The sequence below is a fragment of the Thermoproteus thermophilus genome, from assembly GCF_055392855.1.
This window is the reverse complement of record NZ_AP042466.1, coordinates 461489-483362: the sequence shown is the minus strand read 5'-3', so window position 1 is coordinate 483362 and position 21874 is coordinate 461489. Positions and strand designations below refer to the sequence as shown.

The 21874-nt window shown below is 60.4% G+C and carries 25 protein-coding genes and 2 tRNA genes; 12 read left to right on the top strand and 15 right to left on the bottom strand.

Translation table 11 applies throughout. The features are described 5' to 3' along the window. The first annotated feature begins 7 nt into the window (after positions 1 to 7). A complete protein-coding gene (yjjX, locus tag ACZ5PA_RS02860; protein ID WP_464930781.1) occupies positions 8 to 541 on the top strand; it encodes an inosine/xanthosine triphosphatase in 534 nt (177 codons plus the stop codon). Between the two features lie 121 nt (positions 542 to 662). On the opposite strand, the gene ACZ5PA_RS02855 is transcribed toward yjjX, so the two are convergent. Next, the gene (locus ACZ5PA_RS02855) at positions 663 to 1556 is read right to left on the bottom strand and encodes a glycosyltransferase family 2 protein (RefSeq protein WP_464930780.1); all 894 of its coding nucleotides are present in this window, start codon (positions 1554 to 1556) and stop codon (positions 663 to 665) included. Between the two features lie 148 nt (positions 1557 to 1704). Between ACZ5PA_RS02855 and ACZ5PA_RS02850 the strand changes: the two genes are divergently transcribed. The 3 genes from ACZ5PA_RS02850 (at position 1705) to ACZ5PA_RS02840 (ending at position 4473) form a co-directional block, all read left to right on the top strand. Next, positions 1705 to 2037, top strand: a complete 333-nt coding sequence (locus ACZ5PA_RS02850; RefSeq protein WP_464930779.1) for a hypothetical protein — start codon at positions 1705 to 1707, stop codon at positions 2035 to 2037. Between the two features lie 97 nt (positions 2038 to 2134). After that, positions 2135 to 2866, top strand: coding sequence for a 5-formyltetrahydrofolate cyclo-ligase (locus ACZ5PA_RS02845; RefSeq protein WP_464930778.1), 732 nt, complete (start codon positions 2135 to 2137; stop codon positions 2864 to 2866). Positions 2867 to 3054: 188 nt separating this feature from the next. Beyond that, positions 3055 to 4473: an oligosaccharide flippase family protein gene (locus tag ACZ5PA_RS02840; protein WP_464930777.1), complete on the top strand. Its 1419-nt coding sequence runs from the start codon at positions 3055 to 3057 to the stop codon at positions 4471 to 4473. A 340-nt stretch (positions 4474 to 4813) separates the two neighbouring features. Here the strand turns inward: ACZ5PA_RS02840 and ACZ5PA_RS02835 are convergent, their stop codons facing one another. The 4 genes from ACZ5PA_RS02835 to ACZ5PA_RS02820 form a co-directional block, all read right to left on the bottom strand. Beyond that, positions 4814 to 4942, bottom strand: a complete 129-nt coding sequence (locus ACZ5PA_RS02835; protein WP_464930776.1) for a hypothetical protein — start codon at positions 4940 to 4942, stop codon at positions 4814 to 4816. A gap of 46 nt (positions 4943 to 4988) precedes the next feature. Then, the gene (locus ACZ5PA_RS02830) at positions 4989 to 5207 is read right to left on the bottom strand and encodes a PIN domain-containing protein (protein ID WP_464930775.1); all 219 of its coding nucleotides are present in this window, start codon (positions 5205 to 5207) and stop codon (positions 4989 to 4991) included. Next, positions 5191 to 5433 carry a hypothetical protein gene (locus ACZ5PA_RS02825; RefSeq protein WP_464930774.1) on the bottom strand — a complete coding sequence of 81 codons (243 nt, stop codon included), beginning with the start codon at positions 5431 to 5433 and terminating at the stop codon, positions 5191 to 5193. Before ACZ5PA_RS02825 ends, ACZ5PA_RS02830 begins: the two co-directional genes overlap by 17 nt. Before the next feature lie 420 nt (positions 5434 to 5853). Beyond that, positions 5854 to 6864 carry an ATP-binding protein gene (locus ACZ5PA_RS02820; protein WP_464930773.1) on the bottom strand — a complete coding sequence of 337 codons (1011 nt, stop codon included), beginning with the start codon at positions 6862 to 6864 and terminating at the stop codon, positions 5854 to 5856. A 237-nt stretch (positions 6865 to 7101) separates the two neighbouring features. Between ACZ5PA_RS02820 and ACZ5PA_RS02815 the strand changes: the two genes are divergently transcribed. Continuing rightward, positions 7102 to 7743, top strand: coding sequence for a DUF996 domain-containing protein (locus ACZ5PA_RS02815; protein ID WP_464930772.1), 642 nt, complete (start codon positions 7102 to 7104; stop codon positions 7741 to 7743). Between the two features lie 282 nt (positions 7744 to 8025). On the opposite strand, the gene ACZ5PA_RS02810 is transcribed toward ACZ5PA_RS02815, so the two are convergent. Both ACZ5PA_RS02810 and acs read right to left on the bottom strand, forming a co-directional pair. Then, positions 8026 to 8424, bottom strand: a complete 399-nt coding sequence (locus ACZ5PA_RS02810; protein WP_464930771.1) for an acyl-CoA thioesterase — start codon at positions 8422 to 8424, stop codon at positions 8026 to 8028. A gap of 23 nt (positions 8425 to 8447) precedes the next feature. Further along, positions 8448 to 10460: an acetate--CoA ligase gene (acs, locus tag ACZ5PA_RS02805; protein WP_464930770.1), complete on the bottom strand. Its 2013-nt coding sequence runs from the start codon at positions 10458 to 10460 to the stop codon at positions 8448 to 8450. Between the two features lie 322 nt (positions 10461 to 10782). Between acs and ACZ5PA_RS02800 the strand changes: the two genes are divergently transcribed. The 3 genes from ACZ5PA_RS02800 (at position 10783) to ACZ5PA_RS02790 (ending at position 12398) form a co-directional block, all read left to right on the top strand. Further along, a tRNA-Pro gene (locus ACZ5PA_RS02800) sits at positions 10783 to 10895 on the top strand. A gap of 51 nt (positions 10896 to 10946) precedes the next feature. Next, positions 10947 to 11369, top strand: coding sequence for a hypothetical protein (locus tag ACZ5PA_RS02795; RefSeq protein WP_464930769.1), 423 nt, complete (start codon positions 10947 to 10949; stop codon positions 11367 to 11369). A gap of 102 nt (positions 11370 to 11471) precedes the next feature. After that, positions 11472 to 12398, top strand: a complete 927-nt coding sequence (locus ACZ5PA_RS02790; protein WP_464930768.1) for a hypothetical protein — start codon at positions 11472 to 11474, stop codon at positions 12396 to 12398. On the opposite strand, the gene ACZ5PA_RS02785 is transcribed toward ACZ5PA_RS02790, so the two are convergent. Beyond that, positions 12388 to 13089, bottom strand: coding sequence for a DUF72 domain-containing protein (locus tag ACZ5PA_RS02785; RefSeq protein WP_464930767.1), 702 nt, complete (start codon positions 13087 to 13089; stop codon positions 12388 to 12390). The two genes, ACZ5PA_RS02790 and ACZ5PA_RS02785, sit on opposite strands and share 11 nt — an antisense overlap. 92 nt (positions 13090 to 13181) lie before the next feature. Here ACZ5PA_RS02785 and ACZ5PA_RS02780 point away from each other — a divergent pair, with 92 nt between their 5' ends. Both ACZ5PA_RS02780 and ACZ5PA_RS02775 read left to right on the top strand, forming a co-directional pair. Continuing rightward, positions 13182 to 13487 carry a hypothetical protein gene (locus ACZ5PA_RS02780; RefSeq protein WP_464930766.1) on the top strand — a complete coding sequence of 102 codons (306 nt, stop codon included), beginning with the start codon at positions 13182 to 13184 and terminating at the stop codon, positions 13485 to 13487. A 28-nt stretch (positions 13488 to 13515) separates the two neighbouring features. Further along, the gene (locus ACZ5PA_RS02775) at positions 13516 to 13737 is read left to right on the top strand and encodes a hypothetical protein (protein ID WP_464930765.1); all 222 of its coding nucleotides are present in this window, start codon (positions 13516 to 13518) and stop codon (positions 13735 to 13737) included. Here ACZ5PA_RS02775 and ACZ5PA_RS02770 read toward each other — a convergent pair. The 5 genes from ACZ5PA_RS02770 to ACZ5PA_RS02750 all read right to left on the bottom strand — a co-directional run bounded on the left by ACZ5PA_RS02770 (position 13734) and on the right by ACZ5PA_RS02750 (position 16441). After that, positions 13734 to 14678, bottom strand: coding sequence for an isoaspartyl peptidase/L-asparaginase (locus tag ACZ5PA_RS02770; RefSeq protein ID WP_464930764.1), 945 nt, complete (start codon positions 14676 to 14678; stop codon positions 13734 to 13736). The two genes, ACZ5PA_RS02775 and ACZ5PA_RS02770, sit on opposite strands and share 4 nt — an antisense overlap. Before the next feature lie 3 nt (positions 14679 to 14681). Continuing rightward, positions 14682 to 15200, bottom strand: coding sequence for a 30S ribosomal protein S4 (locus ACZ5PA_RS02765; RefSeq protein WP_464930763.1), 519 nt, complete (start codon positions 15198 to 15200; stop codon positions 14682 to 14684). Positions 15201 to 15202: 2 nt separating this feature from the next. After that, positions 15203 to 15673: a 30S ribosomal protein S13 gene (locus ACZ5PA_RS02760; protein ID WP_464930762.1), complete on the bottom strand. Its 471-nt coding sequence runs from the start codon at positions 15671 to 15673 to the stop codon at positions 15203 to 15205. Between the two features lie 21 nt (positions 15674 to 15694). Next, positions 15695 to 16279: an ATP:cob(I)alamin adenosyltransferase gene (locus ACZ5PA_RS02755; protein WP_464930761.1), complete on the bottom strand. Its 585-nt coding sequence runs from the start codon at positions 16277 to 16279 to the stop codon at positions 15695 to 15697. 68 nt (positions 16280 to 16347) lie between these two features. After that, a tRNA-Ala gene (locus tag ACZ5PA_RS02750) sits at positions 16348 to 16441 on the bottom strand. A 145-nt stretch (positions 16442 to 16586) separates the two neighbouring features. Here ACZ5PA_RS02750 and hemL point away from each other — a divergent pair. Further along, positions 16587 to 17855 (top strand): glutamate-1-semialdehyde 2,1-aminomutase, encoded by a 1269-nt coding sequence (gene hemL, locus ACZ5PA_RS02745; protein ID WP_464930760.1) that lies wholly within the window; start codon positions 16587 to 16589, stop codon positions 17853 to 17855. On the opposite strand, the gene ACZ5PA_RS02740 is transcribed toward hemL, so the two are convergent. Then, positions 17833 to 19032 (bottom strand): NAD(P)-binding domain-containing protein, encoded by a 1200-nt coding sequence (locus ACZ5PA_RS02740; protein ID WP_464930759.1) that lies wholly within the window; start codon positions 19030 to 19032, stop codon positions 17833 to 17835. The genes hemL and ACZ5PA_RS02740 overlap by 23 nt on opposite strands. 57 nt (positions 19033 to 19089) lie before the next feature. Between ACZ5PA_RS02740 and hemC the strand changes: the two genes are divergently transcribed. Further along, on the top strand, positions 19090 to 19989 hold the full coding sequence (hemC, locus tag ACZ5PA_RS02735) for a hydroxymethylbilane synthase (RefSeq protein ID WP_464930758.1): 900 nt from the start codon (positions 19090 to 19092) through the stop codon (positions 19987 to 19989). Here the strand turns inward: hemC and gatE are convergent. Then, positions 19986 to 21824: a Glu-tRNA(Gln) amidotransferase subunit GatE gene (gene gatE, locus ACZ5PA_RS02730; RefSeq protein WP_464930757.1), complete on the bottom strand. Its 1839-nt coding sequence runs from the start codon at positions 21822 to 21824 to the stop codon at positions 19986 to 19988. The genes hemC and gatE overlap by 4 nt on opposite strands. Positions 21825 to 21874: the final 50 nt, after the last annotated feature.

Here is a 21874-nt window from a genome sequence, read left to right as displayed (position 1 = left end):
GGACGACGTGATCGTCGCCGTGGCGTCCAAAAACCCCAACAAGCTGAGGGCCGTCGAGTCGGCATATCGCACGTTCGGCATAAGGGCCCGCGTCGTGTCCGTGGACAAGCCCTCTGGCTTGCCGCAACAGCCGATAGGGCTAGGCGAAGTGGTCAGAGGCGCCGTGGAGAGGGCCAAACACGCCGTCTCGGCCGCACCGGGGGCCGAGCACGGGGTGGGGATAGAGGCCGGTGCCGTCGAGGCCGAGGGCTTCTACTTAGACGTCACGGTCGCGGCGATAGCGGACGGCTCGGGCCTCGTCACGATAGGCGTGGGCCCGGGCTTCGAGGTGCCGGTCGTCTTCTTGGCCGATGTGCTCAAGGGGGCTGAGCTGGGGAGGTTGGCCGAGTCCTTCTTCGGAAGGCCCGCGGTGGGCTACAGGGAGGGCCTCGTGGGGGTTCTCAGCAAAGGGAGAATAGAAAGGAGAGATCTGAACGCGCTCGCCGTGGCCATGGCCCTTTTGCCGAGGTTGCCCTATAATTCCCGTCTGTATAACCGCTAGGGCCCGTCGACAGCGGCCCGCGAAAGAGCCGCGCCGTTTCGGCCGTCGGCACCTCGCTCGCCGCGGTCGTCGCGGACGACGGCTCCGAACGATCGCCGCCCCTAACGCGCCTATGAGTAATTCAAGCCGTCCATCGCCTCTTGATGGCCTTCATGAGGCGTATCTCCATGCGTTTGAGGTAAAGGGCGAGGAGGGCCATGGCGATCGAGGAGATCCCGCCCGCCAGCAACGCGACTGCGATGATGCCCCAGACGAAGTGCTTCACGCCCTCGAAGATCCACTCGTAGGCCACCCAAGACGCGAGCAGGAATCCCGGGATCACGAGCAGGGCGGCCCCGGAGAACATGAGGAATACGGGGTTGTATCGGAGCGAGAGCAAGAGGATATCGCGCGCGATCTGGAAGCCGTGGCGCACGCCCAGCTTCTTCCGGCCGATGCGCCTCCTGTAGGCGATGGGGACCTCGCAGATCTCGCCGCCTGTGGACGCTACATGCGCGGCTATCTCGGCCTCTATGCTGAAGCCTGTCGACGCGAAGTCCATGTCAGCCACGGCGCTTCGCCGCACTGCGTACATCCCACTGAGGACGTCCGAGAGGCGGGTCCCGAAGATTAAGTTGAACCACTTAGTCAAAGCCCAATTCCCCAGCTTGTAGATCGCCCTCTGCGCGCCCGGCTCGACCATCTTCCTCGCGCCGATGACCTCGTCGCATCGCTCGGCCAAGGACAAGAGCTCCGGGACATGGCGAGCGGGGTAGGTGAAGTCGGCGTCCATGAACACGACCACCTCGGCCCTCGCGGCCCTCAAGGCGGTCTTGACCGCCATGGCCTTGCCTCTGCCCTCCTGGAGTATACAACGCACGCCCGCCTGCGCGGCGACCTCGCACGTCCCGTCCGTCGAGCCGCCGTCGACTACCAAGATCTTGTCGCGCGGTATGCCGGACGCGAACAGCTCGTCCAGAGTCGCGGCCAGCCCCTCCCTCTCGTTAAGCGTCGGCAAGACTACGACGAAGTCCATGGCTCACGATGTGCCGAGAAGTCGCCGATCGGCCCGGCGAGGCGAACGGCGTTGCGCGCCTCGGCGAATTCCATACCTTCGGCAGAACGGCTATTTAAAAAACTCCCCTCGGCGGAGAATATATAAATATAGGGCTATAGAATAGGACATGGCCAAGGTCTTGGTAGTGATAATGGACGGCGACGTGAAGATGGAATTGGCCCTCAGGATGTCGGCCAATGCCGTTGAGAAGGGCCTATACGAGGATTTGAAGATCGTGTTCTGGGGCCCCTCGCAGGAAAAGCTCTTGTACCTCTCGGGCGAGCCCAAGGATAATTTCGAGCGCTTGCTCAAGAGAGGGGCCGTGGACAGTGCTTGTATCAACTACGCCAAGGCCAAGGGCATCGAGGAGAGGTTGAGGATGTTGGGAGTGCCGCTAGAGCCCGCCGGGGAGAGGATAGCCCATTACGTGGGCAAGGGCTACCAAGTCCTGGTGTTCTAGAAGGGCCGCTGGCTCGCGCCCGCTGGGCGCCGGGCTCGTCACGGCCTATTGCGAGGCGGGACGCGCTAAAGCTTTATAGCGGCTAGGGTTATTGGGCGTGGCTAAGGACGCGAAGGCGGCCATACGCGAGAGGATATGGCGCCTAATGGAGGAGAGGGGCATAGCCGCCTTCCCCCGCCCCGTCTTCGGTCGGATCCCGAACTTCAAGGGGGCGGAGCGGGCTTGCGAAAAGCTAGTGGGGACTAAGGCCTTCGTCAAGGCAGTCGCGGTCAAGATAAACCCAGACGCGCCTCAACGCCCTTGCCGCGAGGCCGCCCTGGCGGCCGGGAAAATCGTGGTGATGCCGACGCCCAGAATTAAAGAGGGCTTTTTAGTCCTAGACCCCGGGCTAATGCCCAAGAGCGCCTACAAAGAGGCGTCGACTATAGGCGGGGCCTTCAAGTGGGGCAAGCCGACGAAGCCCTGGGACCTCCCCCGCGTCGACTTGGTCGTGGTGGGGTCAGTCGCCGTGAACCCTAAGAGCGGGAGGAGGCTGGGCAAATCACACGGCTACGCCGAGCTGGAATGGGGCATACTCACGGCGCTGGGAAAAGCCGGGGAGGAGACGCCGGTCGCCACCACTGTCCACGACGTCCAGCTCGTCGACGACGAGATACCCAAAGAGCCCTTCGACCTCCTCGTCGACGTGATCGCAACGCCGACTCGCGTTATATACGTGAAGAGGGTCGACCCCAAGCCTAGGGGCATCTACTGGGAGTACGTCACAGACGAGATGTTGTCCGAGATCCCCCTCCTCGCCGAGTTGAGGAGGCTCTTAAAAGGGCGGTGACGGCCGCGCAGGTCGCCCGGGAGAGCCGTCTCCGCGCCCTAACGCGAAGCGGGCCGTAGCCGGCGCAACGCGCGGAGACGCCTTAGCGCCCACGGGCAGGACGCTTAGGCCCCCCCGGGGGGGGGGGGCGTCCCGTCTTAGCTCGGCGAACGGCGGCGGTCTACTTTAAAATAGCCCCTCTGCTTCCCGTGGAATCGCCGGTGAGAGGCATAGGGCTGGGCTATGCCGCGAACGTAGCGAACTACCTCTTCGCCGTGTTGTACGTGGTCGTCCTTACTAGATATATCCCGTTGGAGGAATACGGCCTATACAACTCGTTGCAAGCGGCGTTAGGGCTCTTGGGCCTCCTCCTCCCGAGCTTCGGCGTGGAGATAGCCATAATGCGGACAGGCGCCGCGGCGTGGAGGAAGGGCGAGGACGCCTCGCGCTACCACGCGGCCTTGATCTTAGTTATTTTAACCTTCACCGCCGCCTATTTGGCGTTGGCGAGCGCCCTTCTGCCCCGCCTCCTCACCTCCTTTCCGTCTAAGTACTTCGAGCTGGCCCTCCTCGTCTTGGCGAGCGTAGTTTTTTCAAACGTATCCACTGCTTTGTCCGTTGGGCTCTGGATGGTGGGTAAGTTCGAGAGCCAAGCGGCGGGGGCCGTCCTGTACAGCTTGACGTTCAGGGCCTCGGAGATAGTGTTGATAGTCCTGACTAGGAGCGTATACGCCATACCCATTTCGATAATACTAGGCCAAGCCGCCTCCATCGCCTACTACGCGCGGGCCTTAGGCCGTATCCCCAATCCATTAAAAGGACTGCCCATCCTCAAGTCGGGCTTCAAGCGGTTCTTGAGCCTAGGCGTGCAGGAGTGGGCGATAGCGTACGCTAGCTCGATCGCCTCCAACGCCACGTCGTATCTCCTCTTCCTCCTGGCGGGCCCCTCGGCCGTAGGGCTCTACAACTTGGCGGCGTACGCCGCAGGGGTCGTGTCGGGGCTCGTCAACTCCGTCTACTCGGTATACCTCGCAAGGGCCTCCCAATTCGGAGGCCTCCCAATAGCGCTGGACTATTCGAGGACCTCCGCGATAGCCTCCTCGGTCTTGGCCGCCTCGGCATCTGCGTTTGCTCCGTTGTTGCCCATAATAGGCGTAGTGCACGGCCAATACGCCGCCGCTATCCCATACGCCATGGCCCTCCTCGGCGCCGCGGCGGCCGCGGCCCCTCTCAGCATCTTCAGAGGGTATTTCTGGCTCACCGGCAGGGGCTGGAGGTCTGCGATCATCCTCGCGGCCGGATACGCGGCGGGCGTCGCGGTCGTGGCCATGTCGGCTTCCGCGATGGGCGCGTGGTCCGCCGTAGCGGCCAGCTACGTGTCGGCCGCCGTCGCCACGTCCCTCTTCGTCTCGCAAGAGCGGGAGCTGAGGAGGGGGATTCCTCTTGTCTTCCTATTGCCGGGGCTAGCCGCCTCTTTGTCGTTCGCCCTATGGCCTTGGTCGCAACTGGCCTTCTCGGCGCTCCTCCTCGCGGAGCTCTTAGTCCTTAGGCCGATACCGCGAGCTGCGGCGCTTCAATTGCCGGGATCTCTCAGACGCATCGCTTTGCGCTTCGCCCAGCCCTCGTAGCCCAAGCCCAGACGGCTGGAAATAACAAGCGACGCCTCTCCCAAGCGCTGGAACTTCCGCGGCCGCGATCGGCTAACGGATTAGCGCAACCGCGAGCCGCTCGATTCAAAAACCCGGAAAGACAATACGGGCTGTGATGAGGATTCCACGTATGGAGCCGTGAAGAGGTCCTCGAAGGCTGATCGAGAGGCTCGGCTATACGCCCTCATGACGGCGGCTCTTGCCACGACGCCGCGAGGCGTCCCGGCCCCGGAAGGGGCGACCTAGGATGACGGTCGCGGCCGAGAGGGCGCCGAGGCTTATGAGAGGCGCAAGACAGCGCGGGCCGAGTTGAAAGAGGTTAGACGAAGACCACGCCCAACGACTTGTCCCTCTCTATCGCCCTCTCTAGCTCGGACTCTTTTCCGAAATACGCCTTCACGCCAAGTAGTTTGGCCAACGCTATCGAGTAACAATCGCCGAGAGCCATCGCGTATTTGCGCTTGCACTCGGCCGCCGCCTGGTGGAGCTCCGGCCTAATCCACCACCTTCAAGGCCCGCGACTTGACGAGCAGCTCGACCACGCGTCTGGCCGCTTCGTTGCCCATGCGCTTGCACAATACGTACTTCACCTCGGCCAAGCTCACGGCGGACATGTAGGGTATAAGCCTCCCCGAGGTTATCTCGGCCTCGAGGTCGGAGAGCTCCCCGTCGAGAACGCCCAAGACGACACTTGTATCAAGGACTGCCCTCATCCTCGAGCCTGCCGCGCCTCAGCTCGGGGTAGAGCTCGCCCGGCTTCACGGCGCTACGGACGAGCCGCAACGCCTCGGAGAACGCGCCCATGTCGACGGCGTATTGGTCCAACAAGAAGTTAATGGCCTCGTCTATGCTCACTCTCCTACCCCACTTTGCCTCGAGCTCGCCGATCAATCTCCTGAGCCTCTCTTTCGTCTCCCTCCTAATCTTAATCGATTCCACAAATACTACCCACCTTTAAAGGGCTTCCACGCGGCGCCGACCGGCGTTTAACCCAACGCGAGGCCCGCGGCCTTCTCCTTGGCGGTTTGGAGAGGCCTCGCGATTGTTCCTCGACGGAGCCGCTCATCGAACCGGAAGCGCCCACGCGCGAGAATGGAAATAGACGCGGGCCCACGACTAAGTGGAGACCAGGACATATGCGCCGCTACTCCGCGGACTTCTCGGACCCGCAGGCGTTGCCGCAAGCCCATGAGGCCGCCCGTCGCTGAGGCCGAGGCCTCCTCGTAGCAGTGAAGGCCCCGTTCGGCTCCGCCGTGTTCTACGCGCTCCGCGAGTTCCTCGTTCGGTCTAGGCGCACTAGCGCAAGGCCTCTCGATCGCACAGCTCCTTGCCCGAGCGCCGTCTGCGAGCTTGAGTTCCTTATGTCTCAACGACCCTCCTCACCGCCTCCTTGTGTAGCGGCGTCTGCCAAGCGTAGTAGGTGCCGATGCCTAGCTCGAGGTCCTTCTCGGGCGGCGGCTGGTCGATCCACGTCCTCTGTTCCCTATACCATATTTTGACGATTAAATTGTTCTCGATTAATTTATCCACTAACGGCATTGCCTTAGCCGCCTCTTCGTGGATCACGTCAGGGTCCTCGACAGCCCGCCTCAGTATTTGCACTTGCTCCTTGTCCAAGGCCTTCACCATGATGTCAAGCTCTCTGTCCTTGACAATGTCGTTAATAATGCCGTTAACGTCCCAGCCCGACTTGTACAGTCTCTCCAACATTTCCGGATTCCCCCCGGTCCACCTCCAGACGTCCTCAAACGGCGGCTTCTGCTCGGGCACTCGCTCGTACAACTGTCTAAACCCCTCCTTGGGCATATTCCACACTATCTTTATCTCGGCCCACCTATGACGCCCAACGCGCCTCCAAGTTACTCCTTCGCTCGATGATACGAGTATTACGATTTTTTCATACCTCACGGGAGGGTATTCTATCATGTTCAGAAAACCCTTGACGAGTAGCTCGGCTTTATCGAGCCCCACAGCTTGGAATACGTCGTCTGCAAGCAATGCAATTTTCTTCGCTAGCTTTTTCTTGACGGCGTTGTAGAGAAGCTCCACGGCAGCGTCTATCAACTTCGCCGCGTCTCCGACGAGCAGAGATCCTAGGTCGACGATCAGCTTCCTGAGCCCCTCTGTGAGAACCACTTTATCCTCCCCCGATCTGGACAAAGGGTTTATATACGAGACCTCATAGCCGTGGTCTCTAAGGACCTCTACGGCTTGTTTAAGCAATGCGGTCTTGCCGCAGCCCTCGGGCCCGTAGACCACCAAGGGCCACCAAGTGCCTCTTTCCGCTAATTCCTCTATCTGCCTGATGGCCACTTCCCTATCTACGAACTCGATCTCCTGCCCTGCGAAATTCAGCTTGATGCGCTTCATTTTCGATTCAATCATTGCGCGGTAGCCTAATATGTTTAGATATCGGCTACTATGCTCCTTGCCTCGAGGTCCGGCACGGTCAACTGCTCGCACATGCAATATAGCGGCATCTCAGGACGCGCTTGCCGCGTACGACTCGTTGGTAGGCGAACATAAGTAGCTAAATGCTGCTTATACGGACCGCCGATAGGCAATCGGCTACGTTGCTACAATATTTAATGAAGGCTATGTGCTAACGTGACCTCGAGCGTTGATGTCGAGGAGGTGAGGAGCGCGGGCCTTGTAGGCCTCATCGGCGTGATCTTCATGATCCTCAGCTTCGCGGGCGCGTTTGGGCCGTACACGGCCGCGGGCTTGGGCCTAGCAGGCATCATAATGGTCCTAATAGCCCTCAACAAGCTGTCCAAGGCCTTTGGCAGACCCGGCATATTCAAAAACGCGTTATATGCCGTGGTCGCGATAATCGTCGGAATTGTAGTCGTTATCCTGGCGCCTCTAGCCGTTTTCGCGTCCGCCGTCCCATTCGTTCACATAACCACCTCAATCTCGCCCCATCCACCTTCTACTCCCATCCCATCTGCGACCGCTATCAAATCATCTGTTGCGCCCGTTATCGAACCCTCGACGATCGCTGTCATCGTGGCGTTGGTGGCGGCCGCATATGTGGTAATTATAGTCTCGTATAGATTTCTCAAAAACGCCTACGTGGAGCTGGCCGATGCCAGCGGAGTTGGCGACTTCCGTAGCGCTGCTAAGTGGTATTGGTACGGGGCATTAACGGCCATAATCCTAGTAGGCTTAATATTGATATTAGTAGGGGACGTATACGCGTTGTTGGGCTATAACAAGCTGAGGACCTACAAAGGGCCTATCGCTTGACCCTGGACGGTTGCGACGTCCAACTCCACGTTGACGCTCTAGACGTCATGGGCAAGTTGAGCGTCGGCGTCCCGATACGGCATACCGACGCCCGAGCCCCTTCCAACAAGACGTACGCGGAGAAGTAGGGGGGCTACGCGGGCCGTCCCAGCCCCGCCAACGCCCCTTTAACCCTTATCGCGAACTCCGAGGCCCTCTCCGAGCTCGAGCTCGCGCAGTGGTGTAGGCCTCCGCCGGCTTGTCCAACGCGAGGAACACGAGGCGGCTCCGGCTAACGCCGACTTACTGCTCCACGCTCCTCCAAGCCTCTATGAGCTCCGGCGGGCACCTCGTGGACCTCAGCCTGCCGCCCTCGTTCTCCACGCAGACAGCGACCACGTGCCCGATTGCCGAGAGCGCGCCTGTGGTCTCGTTGTATATCTCGAAGCCGTACTTGACCGCCTTCTCCTTGAGCTCCAAGGGCCTCAACACGACGCGAGCCACATCGCCGCGTCTGAGGGGGGACTTAAACACCGCGTAGGCCTCCACCCTGGGCATGCGGCCGTGCACGTCCAGAACCCCCTTGGATCTGTAGAGCTCCTCCTCGGCGTGTTCCACTATCGCGAAGAACTCCGAGAAGTGGACTATCCCGGCGGCGTCGGTCTGGGACCAGTATATGTGGAATTTAACCTCGAAGGGCATGGACTATCTATCGCATTAAAAAATCAGAGTTGGGCCCCCAGCTCCCTCCTAGCCTCCTCGTACGCCCTTTTCACCTCCTCCACCGATGCCTCGTCCTCCAGCGTGGTCACATCGCCTATCTGGCCGCCGACGGTCACCGCCTTAAGCACTCTCCGCATTATCTTGCCCGAGCGCGTCTTGGGCAACTTCGTGACGAAGAATATCTGCGAGGGCTCGGCTATCGGGCCCACCGTCCTCCTCACGTGCTCCCTCAGCTCTTTCCGCAACTCGTCGGTGCCGGCCACTCCTTGTTTGAGCACCACGAAGGCTATGGGCACTTCGCCCTTGATGGGGTCGGGCACCCCTATCACCGCGGCCTCTGCCACTGCGGGGTGCGAGATCAGGGCGGACTCCAGCTCGTAGGTGCCCAAGCGGTGCCCGGCCACTTTTATGACCTCGTCCGCTCTGCCCAAGACCCATATATAGCCGTCCTTGTCCTTTATGGCGTAATCGCCGGCGTAGAACATGCCGGGGAACCTAGACCAATAGGTCTTTATGTACCGCTCCGGGTCTCCCCAAATGCCGTGCAGCATGCCGGGCCAAGGCCTCTTGATTACCAAATAGCCCTTGACGCCGGGCGGGACCGGCTTGCCGTTCTCGTCGACGACGTCTATGTCATAGCCTGGCCTAGGCGGGCCGTTGGTCCCGGGCTTCATGGGCAATAGGAAGAACGCCGGCGCTATGTCGAGCGGCACGGAGCCGGTCTCGGTCATGCCCCACGTGGAGCCCACGAAGATCTTCTCCCCGCCCAACACTCTGTACATCCACCAGAAGGCCTCTGGGTTCTGGGGCTCCCCCACCGTGAAGACGGCCCGGAGGCTCGACAAGTCGTGTTTCCTGGGCCACTCCTCGCCGTAGCGCATGAACATGCGGATGGCCGTGGGCGAGGAGAAGAACACGTTGACCCCGTATCTCTCTATAATGGCCCACCAACGATCAGGTTGCGGGTAATCGGGGGCGCCCTCGTACATGACCTGGGTGGCGCCTACTAGGAACGGCCCCGTAGCCACGTACCACGCGCCGGTGCCCCACCCGATATCCCCAGTGCACCAGTAGACCTCGTGGTCCTTCACGTCAAAGATCTGCTTCATATCGGCGTAGATAGACACCGCGAATCCGCCCGTGTCGTGGACTATGCCCTTGGGCTTGCCCGTGGTGCCCGACGTGTAGAGTATATGAGAGGGCTCCTCGCTCCTGACCGGCAGAGGCTCCACGTAGGCGTTGTGGGGCACTCCCCGGAGGACGTCCTCCCAGAACCAATCCCTGCCCTCGGTCATGGGCACGTCGTTTAGGCCGAGCCTCTTGACGACTAGAACCGCCTCGGCCCCCGGCGCCTTCTCCAAGGCCTTGTCCACTATGTCCTTCAGCCTCACGACCTTCCCCCTACGCCAGAAGCCGTCCGCGGTTACGATCAACCTCGGCTTGAAGTCAGCCAGCCTATCGGCCAAAGCGTCGGCCGAGAAGCCCGAGAATATAGTAGTGTGGACAGCGCCTATGCGCCATATGGCCAATATGGCGATGAGGACCTCCGGTATCATCGGCAAGTACAAGGCTATGCGGTCCCCCTTCCTTATCCCGAAGTTGTTCCTCAACATGTAGGCCACTCTGTTGACCTCCCTCCACATGTCGTAGTAGGTGAACTTGCGGCGGTCCGTGGGGTATCCCGACTGGTCCACCGGCTCGCCCTCCCATATCAAGGCCAGCTTGTTCTTGCGCCAAGTCTTCACGTGTCTGTCCAACGCTAGGTACGAGAGGTTCAACTCCCCTCCCACGAACCACTTGTAGAACGGCGGGTTCGAGGCGTCCAGCACCTTCTCCCAGGGCTTGAACCACTCGAGCTCTCTGGCTATCGAGGCCCAGAACTCCTCTAGGTTCTCGACGGACCTCTTGTGGAACTCCCAATAGGCCTTTATGGCTTCGGGGCTGGCCTTATATCGCTCGTTGATGACATAGGCGTCGAAGGGGAGCTTCACGTCGAGCTCTTGCCCAGATGACATGTTTAAAGACATGGAGGATAATATATAAATTATTATAGCTTTTTGTCTAAATAAAAAACTTATTGATAAAGATTAATATAAATAGAATTTATTTATTCCGATAAGAGGTAAAGGGTTACTTTAATGTAATTTATATTAATTTATTCTATATTTAATAATTATTAAATATTTTATTAGGAATGAATATCATAATTATAGAAAATAAGATATATAGAACTATTTATCGCCATCGGCCAGCCCTTGCGGCCCGCCGAGCGGAGCTGACCGCGGGCGCGAGCGTCTTCAACAAACTTTATAAACACTCGAGGTCGAGAAGGGCGGAGGGGCCGTAGTCTAGCTTGGGAGGATGCCGGCCTGGGGCTGAGCCCCGTCATCAGATCGCCGGTGAGCCCGGTCGGAATACCGGGGCAAGTTCAAATCCCGGCGGCCCCACCATTTGCGCCGGCCTTTGACAACGCCTTAATTTTTAGAAAAGTGGTTTATGTCATGGAGATCCCCGAGGTCACCGAGGCGGAGCTCGAGAACCCTGCGTTCTCCGCGGCCGGGCCTGCGGAGTACACCGTGTCGTTCGGCACGCCTTGCAAGGTGTCGGCCAACGTGAGGGTTGACGTACTCTTGCTCTCGTGGCCTAGGTTCTATTCGAGGGCCCTCGTAACGGTTTACAAATGCGGCGAGTTCTGGCCGCATTTTGACGTCAAGTCGAGGGCGCTCTCCTTCGGCAAGACCATATACCTCCTCGTGGACTCAGTAGCTAGACATAACGAAAGCGATGCGGAGGTGGTGCCGTTGGAGAGGGGCGTGTTCTGGAGCTATTTGGCCAAGCTAGGCGCCATGGCCTTGTGCAAGACGGTCAAGGAGGTCCTCAACGTGCAGGGCAAGTGCAGGATATACGCCTCAGCCGGTACGTGAACACGTCACCGATCGGCATCGGAGGCTGTCATCCCCGACGGCTTGGACTCCTTAAATAAAAAGTTCACGTAAACGCTTTAAAACGCGTACGCCCGCGTAGTTATGTTGTGCATAAGTCTAGAGGCTTGCCTCTCGGAGTACAAGCCCGAGGCTGTGGACGCCGCGACTCGCGTGTTGGGAGGACGCGGGCTCTTGCAGTTGGCCTCCCGCGTCAAGTCGTTGAGGGTCGTGACGCAAGGCCCTGTCCTCAACAAATTGAGGGTCCTCGAAGTCCTCGACAACTTCGACGTAGAGGCGCGCTACGCTCGGCTCTTCTCTTCGTTCTACGTGTTCCGGGGAGGCGGAAGGACTTGCGCGGCCTTCGGCGGCGATTTGCTGTCAGACGCCGTGGAGGGCTCCTCGAACGGCCTATTCGTGGCCAACTGCGGCGAGGACGCGTTGGGCGCGGCGGATTTGTTCGAGAAGATATGGGCCAAGGCCAAGGGGCTCCTCGAGGTCGATCCTTATCTGTTAGGCCGCACCAAGGACTGGGGCGCTTTTAGAGTCGTGGTCGAGCTGAGGAGGCTCAAGGTCGAGGGCGAGGACGACGAGGAGATAGCGGACAAGATAATGAGGGGGCACGCACGGAGGATATTCGGCATAGACGACCCCGACGAGGTGGCCCGCAGATTTTGGTCGGCCGTCTTCGCGGCGCGGAACACGCCCGTCAAGCTCTTGGACGACCCATCGACGGGGCTTCCGATAACCGCGCCCCTCGTGTACTATTCGGTGAGAGTGCTCAAGGGCGCAAGCGACAAGTGCCAAGACGGGCCGTGTTTGAGGACCACCGTCAAGCTCGTGGAGCGTGCGTTGCGCCACGCCCCGCAGTCTAAGCTACACGACGCCTGGAAGGTCGCCTTGAAGAACGGAGCGGATCGGAGGCGCATTGAGCGCTCGCCGTATCTGCCAGCCTTGTTGTTGTTGACCGGGAAAGTCGAGATAGGGTACGATAAATCCATCGACGCAAGGTACTACAGGCTCAGGAAGTGAGGAGCTTCTTGAAACGAACAGCGTCCTCGAACATGTACACGTTGTTGAACATGACATATGCGTCCAGCCCCCTCACTAGCTCCGCCAACCTCTTGAGGTCCTCGTCGGTGTACTTGTAGCGGTAGTTCACCTCGCCTTTGCCGAGGCCGTGTAGCCTGAAGTAGTGGACGGGCGATCTGGGCACGCCCCTCCTCAACGGGTCGACCACGAGGGACACGCCGACCTCGGCCAAGATGTAGTCCAAGCCCTCGATTTTCGCCACCTCCCCCCTGGGCTCCCAAGCGTAGGTCCCCTCGCCGCTTATGCTCTTGAAGAACTCAAGGGCCTCCCGGAGCATATCGGCCCTCATGCTGGGCGGCGTCTGGAAGACGTAGACGCGCGGCTTGAGGCGCTCCACGCGCTTCTTGAACTCATCCCAGAGCTCGAGGTTCTCCTTAGTGGGCCTAAGATAGCCGTGGCCTTCGCCGGGGCGGAAGCCCTTGGTCCTCTTATAGGTAGGGCTGCCGGCGGGGTGCGTTAGGCCTTGAAATACCTTGACAGTGAAGACGAAGCCGGGCGGGGCCTCTGCGGCGAGCCTCTTCATTTTCTCCTCGTCGGGCATGTTGTAGAAGGTCTCTTGTAGCTCAACTCCGTCGAGGCGTCTATAAACCTCCCTCCTTCCCCTGGGAAAGCCGCAAGTGCCGACTATCACGTTAACTGTTGGGCATATAATTTAAAGGCCCTACTGGGCTTGTGGCGGATACGAACTCTATATATTCAGGGTTGAGGAGTTGCTACGCGAGGATGGAGGGCATTTACGTGAGGCCGGGCCCCATGGACTTGGGGAAGGCGGCCGCCCACCTCTACCTCCATTTAAGGGACCTCGAGAGGGGGTTCACCTACGACCACGAGTGCGAGCGGATCCCCATGGACTGGGACCTCTTCGAGGCCAGATCGAAGTATCTAGTCGAGATTTGCAAGAAGCAGAACGGGAGGGATTGCGACGCAATAGAGGAGCTGGTAAAGGAGGCCTTGAGGCACAAGGGCCTCCCCCCATGGGCCGAGGAGCTGGCCTTACAGAGGATAATACGGGTGGGCAGGTTGGCGTAAACTTAATAATCGGTATTCCTCCAGTGGAATGGGCGAAGAGGAAGGACGTAGGAGGAGTAGAAATGTGGATCTCGAGGGGGAGCTCTCCAAGCTCCCCGTGGACGTGTCCAGAGAGGACGACGAGTTGGTCGTCAAGGTCGGCAAGGGCCGTAGGTTGCCGGAGGACGAGTTCAGGAACACCATCTCGAAGCTCAAGAAGATGGGCTTTAAGTTCGATCCGGACACCAAGACTTGGCGCAAGAGGGCCTAGGGCCAGACCTCGTCGCGGCGAAGCGCAATCCTTTTGACCTCCTTGCCGGAGCCCCAGCCCCGGGCCATCGCGGCCGTGTTGAACGCGGCGGCCACCTTGCCGGTTTTGTCCACTCCGAGAACGCCGATGGTGTCCGGGCCGAACCTCTCGGTGACTGCGCCGACTACTTCCTCGAGCGCGCGGTCGATGTCGACGCCAGACTTGACCAATAATGCCGCCTTGAAGGAGGCCATGGAGAGGATTATAGCCTCGCCCACGCCCGTGGCGGAGAAGGCGGCGACGCCGTTCTCAGCCCAGAAGCCGGCGCCGGGTATCGGCGAATCCCCGACGCGTCCATCAAGCTTGAGCCAAACCCCTCCAGTAGAGGTGGCCGCTGCGAGGTTCCCGTCCTTGTCGAGGGCCACTGCGCCGACCGTATCGCCTATGCCGAGCGCCTTGGCTAGCTCCAGGACCTTTCTGTAATGCCAACGTCCGGCCGAGGCCTCTAGCCGCATCTCGTCGAATCTCGCGTTCTTCCTATCGTCGTAGAATCTGCTCCTGGGCGTCAACAAGCCGGCCGCGCGGGCTAGCTCCCTCGCGCCCTCCCCGACGACTAGAACATGCTCGGTGTTCTCCAAGACGTATCTGGCGAGCTTGACGGGGTTCTTGACGTCCTCCACGGACGCCACGGCGCCGGCCCTTCCCGTTCTGCCGTCCATAACGCCGGCGTCCATCTGGACTCTGCCGGATATGGTGTACGACGACCCCACGCCTGCGTTGAAGACCCCCGAGTCCTCCAAGACGACGACTGCCTCGACCACGGCGTCCAGCGCGTTGCCTCGCGCTAAGGCCGTCAAGCCCGCGGAGACCGCGTCGGCTAACGCCTTGCGGACCCGCGACTCCTCCTCAGAGCTTATCCTCCACCTCCCGGCTCCTCCGTGTACCGCCACTACGGGCTCCATCTATTAGGCCGCTTGTTGCTGGGCCCTGGCGGCCAAGGGGCTGTTGGGGGCGAAAGATATCTTGTCCTCGAGATCGCGGGGGACTAGAAAGCCTGGAGATCTCACCCTACGGCCCTCTATGGCTATGTGGCCGTGCACTATGAGCTGTCTGGCCTCGTAGGGAGTCTTCGCGAAGCCTTTCTTGTAGACGATGGTCTGTAAACGCCTCTCCAACACGGCCCTGACGTCGAGCGAGAGGATTCTATCCAGCGGGATGTTCACGTCCTCTATGAAGCCCATCTTGTAGAGCCTCTCCTTGAAGGGCAACTCCAGCTGGGCCCTCTCCTCGGGCCTCATGGAGAGCAGAGATCTGGCGCGCCTCACTACGTACTTCAGTATAGACCTCGCCTTCCAGAGCTCCCGCTTGTTCCTAAGCCCGTACTCGCCCACTAGCTGTAGCTCTTCCGAGAGCAGTTGGGCGTTCCAGAGCTTCTTGGGCTTGCCGTCGAGATATGTCTTTCTACTCTTCTTTTTGCCGCCCATGGTTACTGCTTGGAGCCGCCTCCTGCTTGGGCCTCCTTCTTCTTAACGACGCCCGCGGTCGGGCCGAACCTGCCGGTGGTGACGGTGCGTTGCCCCCTCACCTTGAGGCCTGCGGCGTGCCTAACGCCCTTCCAGCTCCTGAGCTTCTTCATGAGGTCTATGTCGTTCTTGGCAGCCAAGATCAAGTCGGAGCCGATGAGGTGGAGGTCCCGTCCGCTGAAGGGGTCCTTGCGCCTGTTGAGGAACCAAGAGGGGGCTATCTCGTGGAGGTTCCTAACGGCCCAGTCCAGCTTCGAGACTTGCTCCTCGCTCAAGGAGCCGAGAGGCGCGAAGGGGTCCACGCCGAGCCTTCTGCATATCGCGAAGGCCGTCGATATGCCTATGCCCTTTATGCGGGCCAACGCGTATGCAGTGGCCTTGGATCCGTCCAGATCGGTATCGCCTATGCGGACGATGGCTCTTACCTCGGACACGGAGGTGCGAGAACGATCTGTTTAAAAGTTTAGCACGACGGCGTCGTCGCCGCGGCTCGGCATCGGCACGTATTTGACAACGCCGTTTCTGGCGAAGACGATATGGCTTCGGGTCCTCATGAGCTCGAAGAGGACGTTCCCCACGTGGTTCAGAAGCGTTATGACCTCCCTGCCTTTATCCAGTTGGGCCAACCTCCTCTCGGCCCAACGGACCCAAGCCCTCGCGGCGTTTATGTAGGCGCACGTCTCGTCGAGGCAGACCGCCCAGCCCAGCGGGGCGTCGGGGGCCATGGAGTAGACGAGCTTCACAGCTCTGTTGAGCGCGCGGAGGGCCATGGCCAAATACTTGCCGTCGCCCGTGGAGAGGTAAAAGCCGGCGTATTGGAGGGTCCACAAGGCTAGCCACAACGCTCTGCGGGTTCTGCCCTCTGCCTTCACTGCGGCTAGGTTTACGTGGACCGCGGCGGCCTCCAATGCGCCGAAGAGCTTGACTATCGCCGAGGCCTTGGACACGCATTTGGCCTCGCCGAACCACAAGACCTCGGTCTCTCCGAGGTCTCCCGGACAAGAGCCGGCCAGTATGCACGGCTTCGCCAACTTCCCCACGAACAGCCGTGGGCGTTTATTTAAAAACAAGTAAGCGCGTTGATTTGCGCCGATAGCGCGTCGCCGAGTGGTGGACCGGCCGGGATTCGAAATCCCGGGGCTCAACCCCTCCCGGGATCTCCCGCGCGCAAGGCGGGCATCCTTCCGCTAGACGACCGGCCCGTCGCGTTTTACACGAGTATTTTTAAACCTTCTCGGCGATAGCTCCGGGACGACGAGCGGACCGAGGTCGGCCTAACGTCGGCTGGGACAGGAGCGCCTCGCGGGCTGGGCTCAACTATAAAATAGCAAGCAGACGCCACAGCTCATGGACGTCTGGGAGAGGGCCAAGGCTGTCTTCCCCGGCGGCGTGAACTCCCCAGCCAGGGCCTTGAAACACCTCCCCAAGCCTCTCATCGCCAAGGGGGCCGACGGGCCCTATTTGTTCACCGACAGAGGCCGTCTAGTGGACCTCTGTTCAGCCTTCGGGGCCGTGATCTTGGGCCACAACCACCCGAGGGTTAGAGAGGCGGTGGCCAGGCAACTCGAGAGGGGGTGGATCTACGCGCTCTTGACAGAGGAGGAGATAGAGCTCGGCGAAGCCGTCAAGCGCCATGTGCCGTCCATCTCCAAGATCCGTTTCGTCAACAGCGGCACCGAGGCCACCATGAACGCCATAAGGCTCGCCAGAGGCTATACCAAACGCGACGTGATAATAAAATTCGACGGCAATTTCCACGGCTCGCACGATTATGTGTTAGTCAAGGCGGGCTCGGGGGCTGCCACTTGGGGGGTGCCCACCAGCGCCGGGATACCCGCCGACGTGGCGAGGCTCACAGTCGTCGTTCCGTACAACGACGTCGAGGCCTTCAGACGGGCTGTGCGCGAGGTCGGGGATAGGCTAGCCGCCGTGATAGTCGAGCCCGTGGCCGGGAACTTCGGTTTGATAATACCCGACGCGGAGTTCCTTAAGGCGCTACGCGAGGAGACGGAGGCCGTCGGCGCTCTCTTGATCTTCGACGAGGTCATAACGGGCTTCCGGCTGGGCCTCTCGGGCGCCCAAGGGCTCTTCGGCGTAAGGCCCGACCTCACGACTTTGGGCAAGGTGCTGGGCGGGGGCTTCCCCATAGGGGCCTTCGGCGGAAGGGAGGACGTGATGGACTTGGTAGCGCCCAGCGGCCCTGTCTACAACGCGGGCACCTACAACGCCCATCCCGTGTCGGTGGCTGCCGGCCTCGCCGTGTTAAAGGAGCTAGAGACCGGCGCTCCCTACGAGGTCGCCGACGCCGCCGCGGCCAAAATCGCCGAGGGGATCGAGGAGGTAGCGGGCAGATACGGCTTCGACGTGGTGGTCAAACGGATAGCCTCCATGTTCCAACTCTACTTCAAGAAAGGCGATGTGAAGACGCCGGACGACGTGAGGCAGAGCGACGAAAGGCTCTATTTGAGGCTACACGAGCTGGCGCTGAGGCGCGGCGTCTACCTAACGCCTAGCCAGTACGAGGTGAACTTCACAACCGCGGCGCACACGAAGGACGTGGTGGAGGAGGTGTTGAGAGCCCTTGAGGAGTCCTTTAAGGAGCTTCGACAACGTTGAGCCTCTTGGCCCGTTTTTTGGCCTCCCTCAGCAGTTCCAGGACCTCCTCGACGCGCCCCGCCTCGGCGAGTTCCTTCAAGGCCTCAACGAGGGGCAACACGGCCCTCTTGACCGACGACCTCGCGGCCGTGAACGAGTCCGAGCCGGCGCGTTCGGCCTCCTCTCTGGCCGCCATCTCGGCGAATTTCATGTATTCGCCTAACTCCATCTCCACGACCCTCTTGGCCACCGCCCTCTCCATGGCGTCCACCTCGGCCAACGCCATGGCCCTCACCCTCTCCACCTCGGCCATCCTCTCCTTATTAAAACGCGCCGCTATGCCCTCCAGGTCGTCCACCTTAACGACTTCGACGGGAAGATCCCTGGACGCGTTGCCAGGCACGCCCAAATCGACTATGGCCTTGACCTTGGCGCCCTCGGGTATCTCGGTGATCAACGGCTCGAAGGACAAAGCAGTGGCGAACACCACATCGCACGTCTTGAGGCACTCGGCTATGGTCTCCTTGTTCAACGGCTTGGCCACAGCCCCGTACTTCTCGGCCACCTCGACCGCCTTCTCGAACGTGCGGTTCAAGACGTAGATCTTGCCGGCGCCCTTGTCCTTCAACTCCTTCACGAGTCCGCTTCCCAAGGACCCCGCGCCTATTACGCCGACGGTTAGCCCCCTCAAATCCCCGAACTTCTCCTGGATGTATATTATCGAGAGGCTACCGAGGCCGCGGGGCCCTCGCGAGATATTGGTCTGCGTCCTGGCGGCTTTGCCGAACCTGATCGCGCGCTCCACGACGGTCTTGAGAGGCTCTCTGGTTATGCTGGATTTGACTTGGCTGTCATAGGCCTCTTCTATCTGGCCCAATATGTCGGTCTCCCCTATCAACATGGAATCCAGCCCAGCAGCCACCTCCAGGAGGTGCAGAGCCGCCTCACGCCCCCTCCTGATCCGTACCCTATCGGCGTATTCCCTATAACGCGATAGGACCAACTCCACGACATTCTGGGGCACGTCCCAGGCGTAAACCTCGACTCTATTACACGTATGAAGGACGAAAAGAGGCACTGGGAAATGGGGCGATATCCCCAAGATCTCCATGACGCTTCTGCCCAGCTCGCCTAGCTTGTCGGCGGGTATTTCCTTGAACGTTATAGAGGCCGAGAAGAGCCTGTCCAACAGCGCCACCTCCTTGTCGATATGAGGTTAATTTAAGCATTATTTTTATACAAGTTCGGCCCCTCCGTGAGGATCAGAGTAGCCACCAGGGGCAGCAAGCTCAGCTTAATACAGACCGAGGTCCTCCTCGAGAGCATAAAGGAGGTGGAGCCAGACGTGGACTTCGAGATAGTCGTCGTGAAGACTACGGGCGACTTGGTGCAAGACAAGCCCCTTTACGCCATAGGCGTCAAGGGGATCTTCGAGAAGGAGGTCAACATGGCCGTGTTGAGGGGCGAGGCCGACGTGGCGGTGCACTCGTTGAAGGATCTGCCCGCTGAGATTCACGAGGACCTCGTGATCGCGGGCTACTCCAAGAGGGATCCTCCCTACGACGTCTTGGCCAGCAAGGAGGGCTACGATCTGCGTAGCCTGCCCGCCGGCGCCAAGGTCGGCACATCCAGCGTGAGGAGGGCGGCCTTTTTGAGGAGCATAAGGCCGGACCTCCGCGTGGAGCCCATTAGGGGCAACGTGGACACCAGGATCAACAAGCTACTCGACGGGCTCGTGGACGCGGTGGTGTTGGCGGAGGCGGGGATTAAGAGGCTATACGGCGATTATCCGCCCGTGAAGGTGAGGAGGATCGAGCCAGAGGACGTGCCCCCGCCCCCCGGCCAAGGGATAGTGGCGGCCGTGGCGCGCAGAGACGACGGCTGGATCGTGGACTTGTTGAGGAAGGCCAGCGACCCCAAGGCAGCGGCCGAGGCGAGGGCCGAGAGGGCCTTTCTCAAGGAAATAGGCGGCGGTTGCCACGTGGCCATCGGCGGCTTGGCCTCCTCGCGTCCCGGCGGCTTGGAGTTCTTGGCGGGCTGGGCCTCCCAAGACGGGGCTAGGAGAGTCTTAGTCAAAGCGCTCGGCGAAGAGCCGGAGGAGGTCGGGGCCAGGGCGGCCAAGATGTTGAAATCGGCTCTGCGGTCTGAGCGCTAGCCGTTTCCGCCGGAAGTCAACTCCTTCAAGGCCTTCATGACGTCCCCCGCGTCCGCTCTGCCCCGATACCTCCTCATGGCCTCTCTGAGCGCCTTGTCTGGCCCCACCTCCTTTATCAGCTCCTCCACAACCCTCTTCACCTCCTCGTAGGGCATCCTCAAGAGGCCTAGGCGCTTCGCCGCGTCTAGGGCGCCCTCGCCCTCCTTCATGGCCCTCAACACCTCCTCGACGGCCTCCTTCGTTATATTCCCCTTGTCCAGCTCCGACAACACCGAGTCTATCTTCTCAGGCGTTACATCGACCCCTTCCCTCGCCAAGGCCCTCGCCGTGTTCAATAATATGTTGGCTATCTGCACCGGCGGCACTCTCTTGTACTTCTCGACGAACTCCTCGAAGTGCTCCAGCCACGGCGACTTCACCAGCCTCACCGCCATGTCTTTATTCACGCCCAAGGACGTGATCTTCTCGATCTCCGCCTCTAAGCTCCGGGAGGCTATCTGCTCGGCCCTTTTCTCTATCTCTATAGTTATCCTTATCGGCGGCAGGTCGGTCTCGGGGTACATCCTAGCGGCGCCCGGCCTAGGCCTCATGAACCTGGTGGTCCCGTCGGGGTTCGCGGCCCTGGTCTCCTCCGGCACGCCCTCGAAAGCCTGCCTCAGCCTTTGCACGACCACTTCGACGGCCTCGGCCACCTCTTCTGGGCTAGAGCCCGAGAGGAGGACGAAGGAGCTCGTCCCCAACCTCTGCTCCACGGCTCTGACCTCGTCGGACGTGACCCCGTAGCCGGGCAGCTCGTCTGAGTGCATCAGCCCGCCCAGCTCGGTCCAAGCCCTCACATAGTCGGCGAGCTCTGTCCCGAAACGACGGCCCGGCTGTAGCTCGAGCCCGAGGAGTTTCTGGAAGCCGGGGGCCTTCACGGCGTACACCACGCCTCCTGCGTCCAAGGCCCTCCTTAGCACCTTCGACTTGGTGTTGTTGAACAAGTCGGTCACGTCCACGTAGCCGCCTTCGGGGAGCGGCGTGCCTCTGTTCCTCAACTCGTCCCTTATCTTGAGCAAGTTGACTTGGCGGAGCGCCTCGTACTCTATGACCTTGGGTATGAGCTCCAGCTTGGGCACGCCCTTTATCTCAGTCTTGGCGCCTCCCGTTATGGACACGTTGACGTCTTGCCTCACGGTCCCGAGCCCCCTCTTGGCTCTGCCGGTCAACTTCACGCTGTATCCTATAATCCAAGCCACCTCCTCGACTTGTTGCGGGTCGTACTCCATGGGCGACGTGGATATCTCGACCAAGGGTATGCCCAGCCGGTCCAGCCTATAGTAGACGTATTTCCCCTCCTCCTTTATTTTCCTAGCGGCGTCCTCCTCGAGCGCTATGGTGTCCACGCCTATCTCGTAGCCCAGTATCTTCGTCCTCCCGTCGTGGGCCACCAACACGGTGCGCTGGAATCCGGAGGTGTTAGAGCCGTCCACTACTATTTTCCTCATCACGTACATCTCGTCGTAGAGCTTCGCGTTGAACATCTTGGCGACCGCCACGGCTGTGGTCAACGCCTCTTCGTCGGGCAGATGGGGAGGCTCCTCGTCCAGCTCCACGAGGCAAGTGGTGTCTCTGTAGCCCTCGTATACGTATATACGCCTCTTCCTCACCTCCCAGACCGCCGCTGGGTCCACAGAGCCCAACTCGCTGAGGGCTACGTAGAGCCTCCTGGTCACCCTGAAGTGCGGCTCGTCGTCCCTCAAGACGGGCGGACATTCGCAGAAGAGCTTCCGCCGCGTGTTGAGCTGGACGTGTATCTCGAGGCCCGTCTTCAAGCCCAACGATCTGTAGTCCACGTAGAGCCGTCAAAGACCCCTTATAAAGACGAACTGCCGGGGGGTTTTAA

Excerpts from the sequence above, each read along its gene's own strand:
- ACZ5PA_RS02765 (WP_464930763.1), bottom strand. The coding sequence starts at position 15,200 with ATGGGCGGCAAAAAGAAGAGTAGAAAGACATATCTCGACGGCAAGCCC.
- acs (WP_464930770.1), bottom strand. The coding sequence starts at position 10,460 with ATGTCATCTGGGCAAGAGCTCGACGTGAAGCTCCCCTTCGACGCCTAT.
- ACZ5PA_RS02770 (WP_464930764.1), bottom strand. The coding sequence starts at position 14,678 with ATGGAGCCCGTAGTGGCGGTACACGGAGGAGCCGGGAGGTGGAGGATA.
- ACZ5PA_RS02810 (WP_464930771.1), bottom strand. The coding sequence starts at position 8,424 with ATGCCCTTCGAGGTTAAATTCCACATATACTGGTCCCAGACCGACGCC.
- ACZ5PA_RS02795 (WP_464930769.1), top strand. The coding sequence starts at position 10,947 with ATGGAGATCCCCGAGGTCACCGAGGCGGAGCTCGAGAACCCTGCGTTC.
- ACZ5PA_RS02790 (WP_464930768.1), top strand. The coding sequence starts at position 11,472 with ATGTTGTGCATAAGTCTAGAGGCTTGCCTCTCGGAGTACAAGCCCGAG.
- ACZ5PA_RS02820 (WP_464930773.1), bottom strand. The coding sequence starts at position 6,864 with ATGAAGCGCATCAAGCTGAATTTCGCAGGGCAGGAGATCGAGTTCGTA.
- ACZ5PA_RS02775 (WP_464930765.1), top strand. The coding sequence starts at position 13,516 with ATGGGCGAAGAGGAAGGACGTAGGAGGAGTAGAAATGTGGATCTCGAG.
- ACZ5PA_RS02830 (WP_464930775.1), bottom strand. The coding sequence starts at position 5,207 with ATGAGGGCAGTCCTTGATACAAGTGTCGTCTTGGGCGTTCTCGACGGG.
- ACZ5PA_RS02835 (WP_464930776.1), bottom strand. The coding sequence starts at position 4,942 with ATGGCTCTCGGCGATTGTTACTCGATAGCGTTGGCCAAACTACTTGGC.
- ACZ5PA_RS02780 (WP_464930766.1), top strand. The coding sequence starts at position 13,182 with ATGGAGGGCATTTACGTGAGGCCGGGCCCCATGGACTTGGGGAAGGCG.
- ACZ5PA_RS02850 (WP_464930779.1), top strand. The coding sequence starts at position 1,705 with ATGGCCAAGGTCTTGGTAGTGATAATGGACGGCGACGTGAAGATGGAA.
- hemL (WP_464930760.1), top strand. The coding sequence starts at position 16,587 with ATGGACGTCTGGGAGAGGGCCAAGGCTGTCTTCCCCGGCGGCGTGAAC.
- ACZ5PA_RS02855 (WP_464930780.1), bottom strand. The coding sequence starts at position 1,556 with ATGGACTTCGTCGTAGTCTTGCCGACGCTTAACGAGAGGGAGGGGCTG.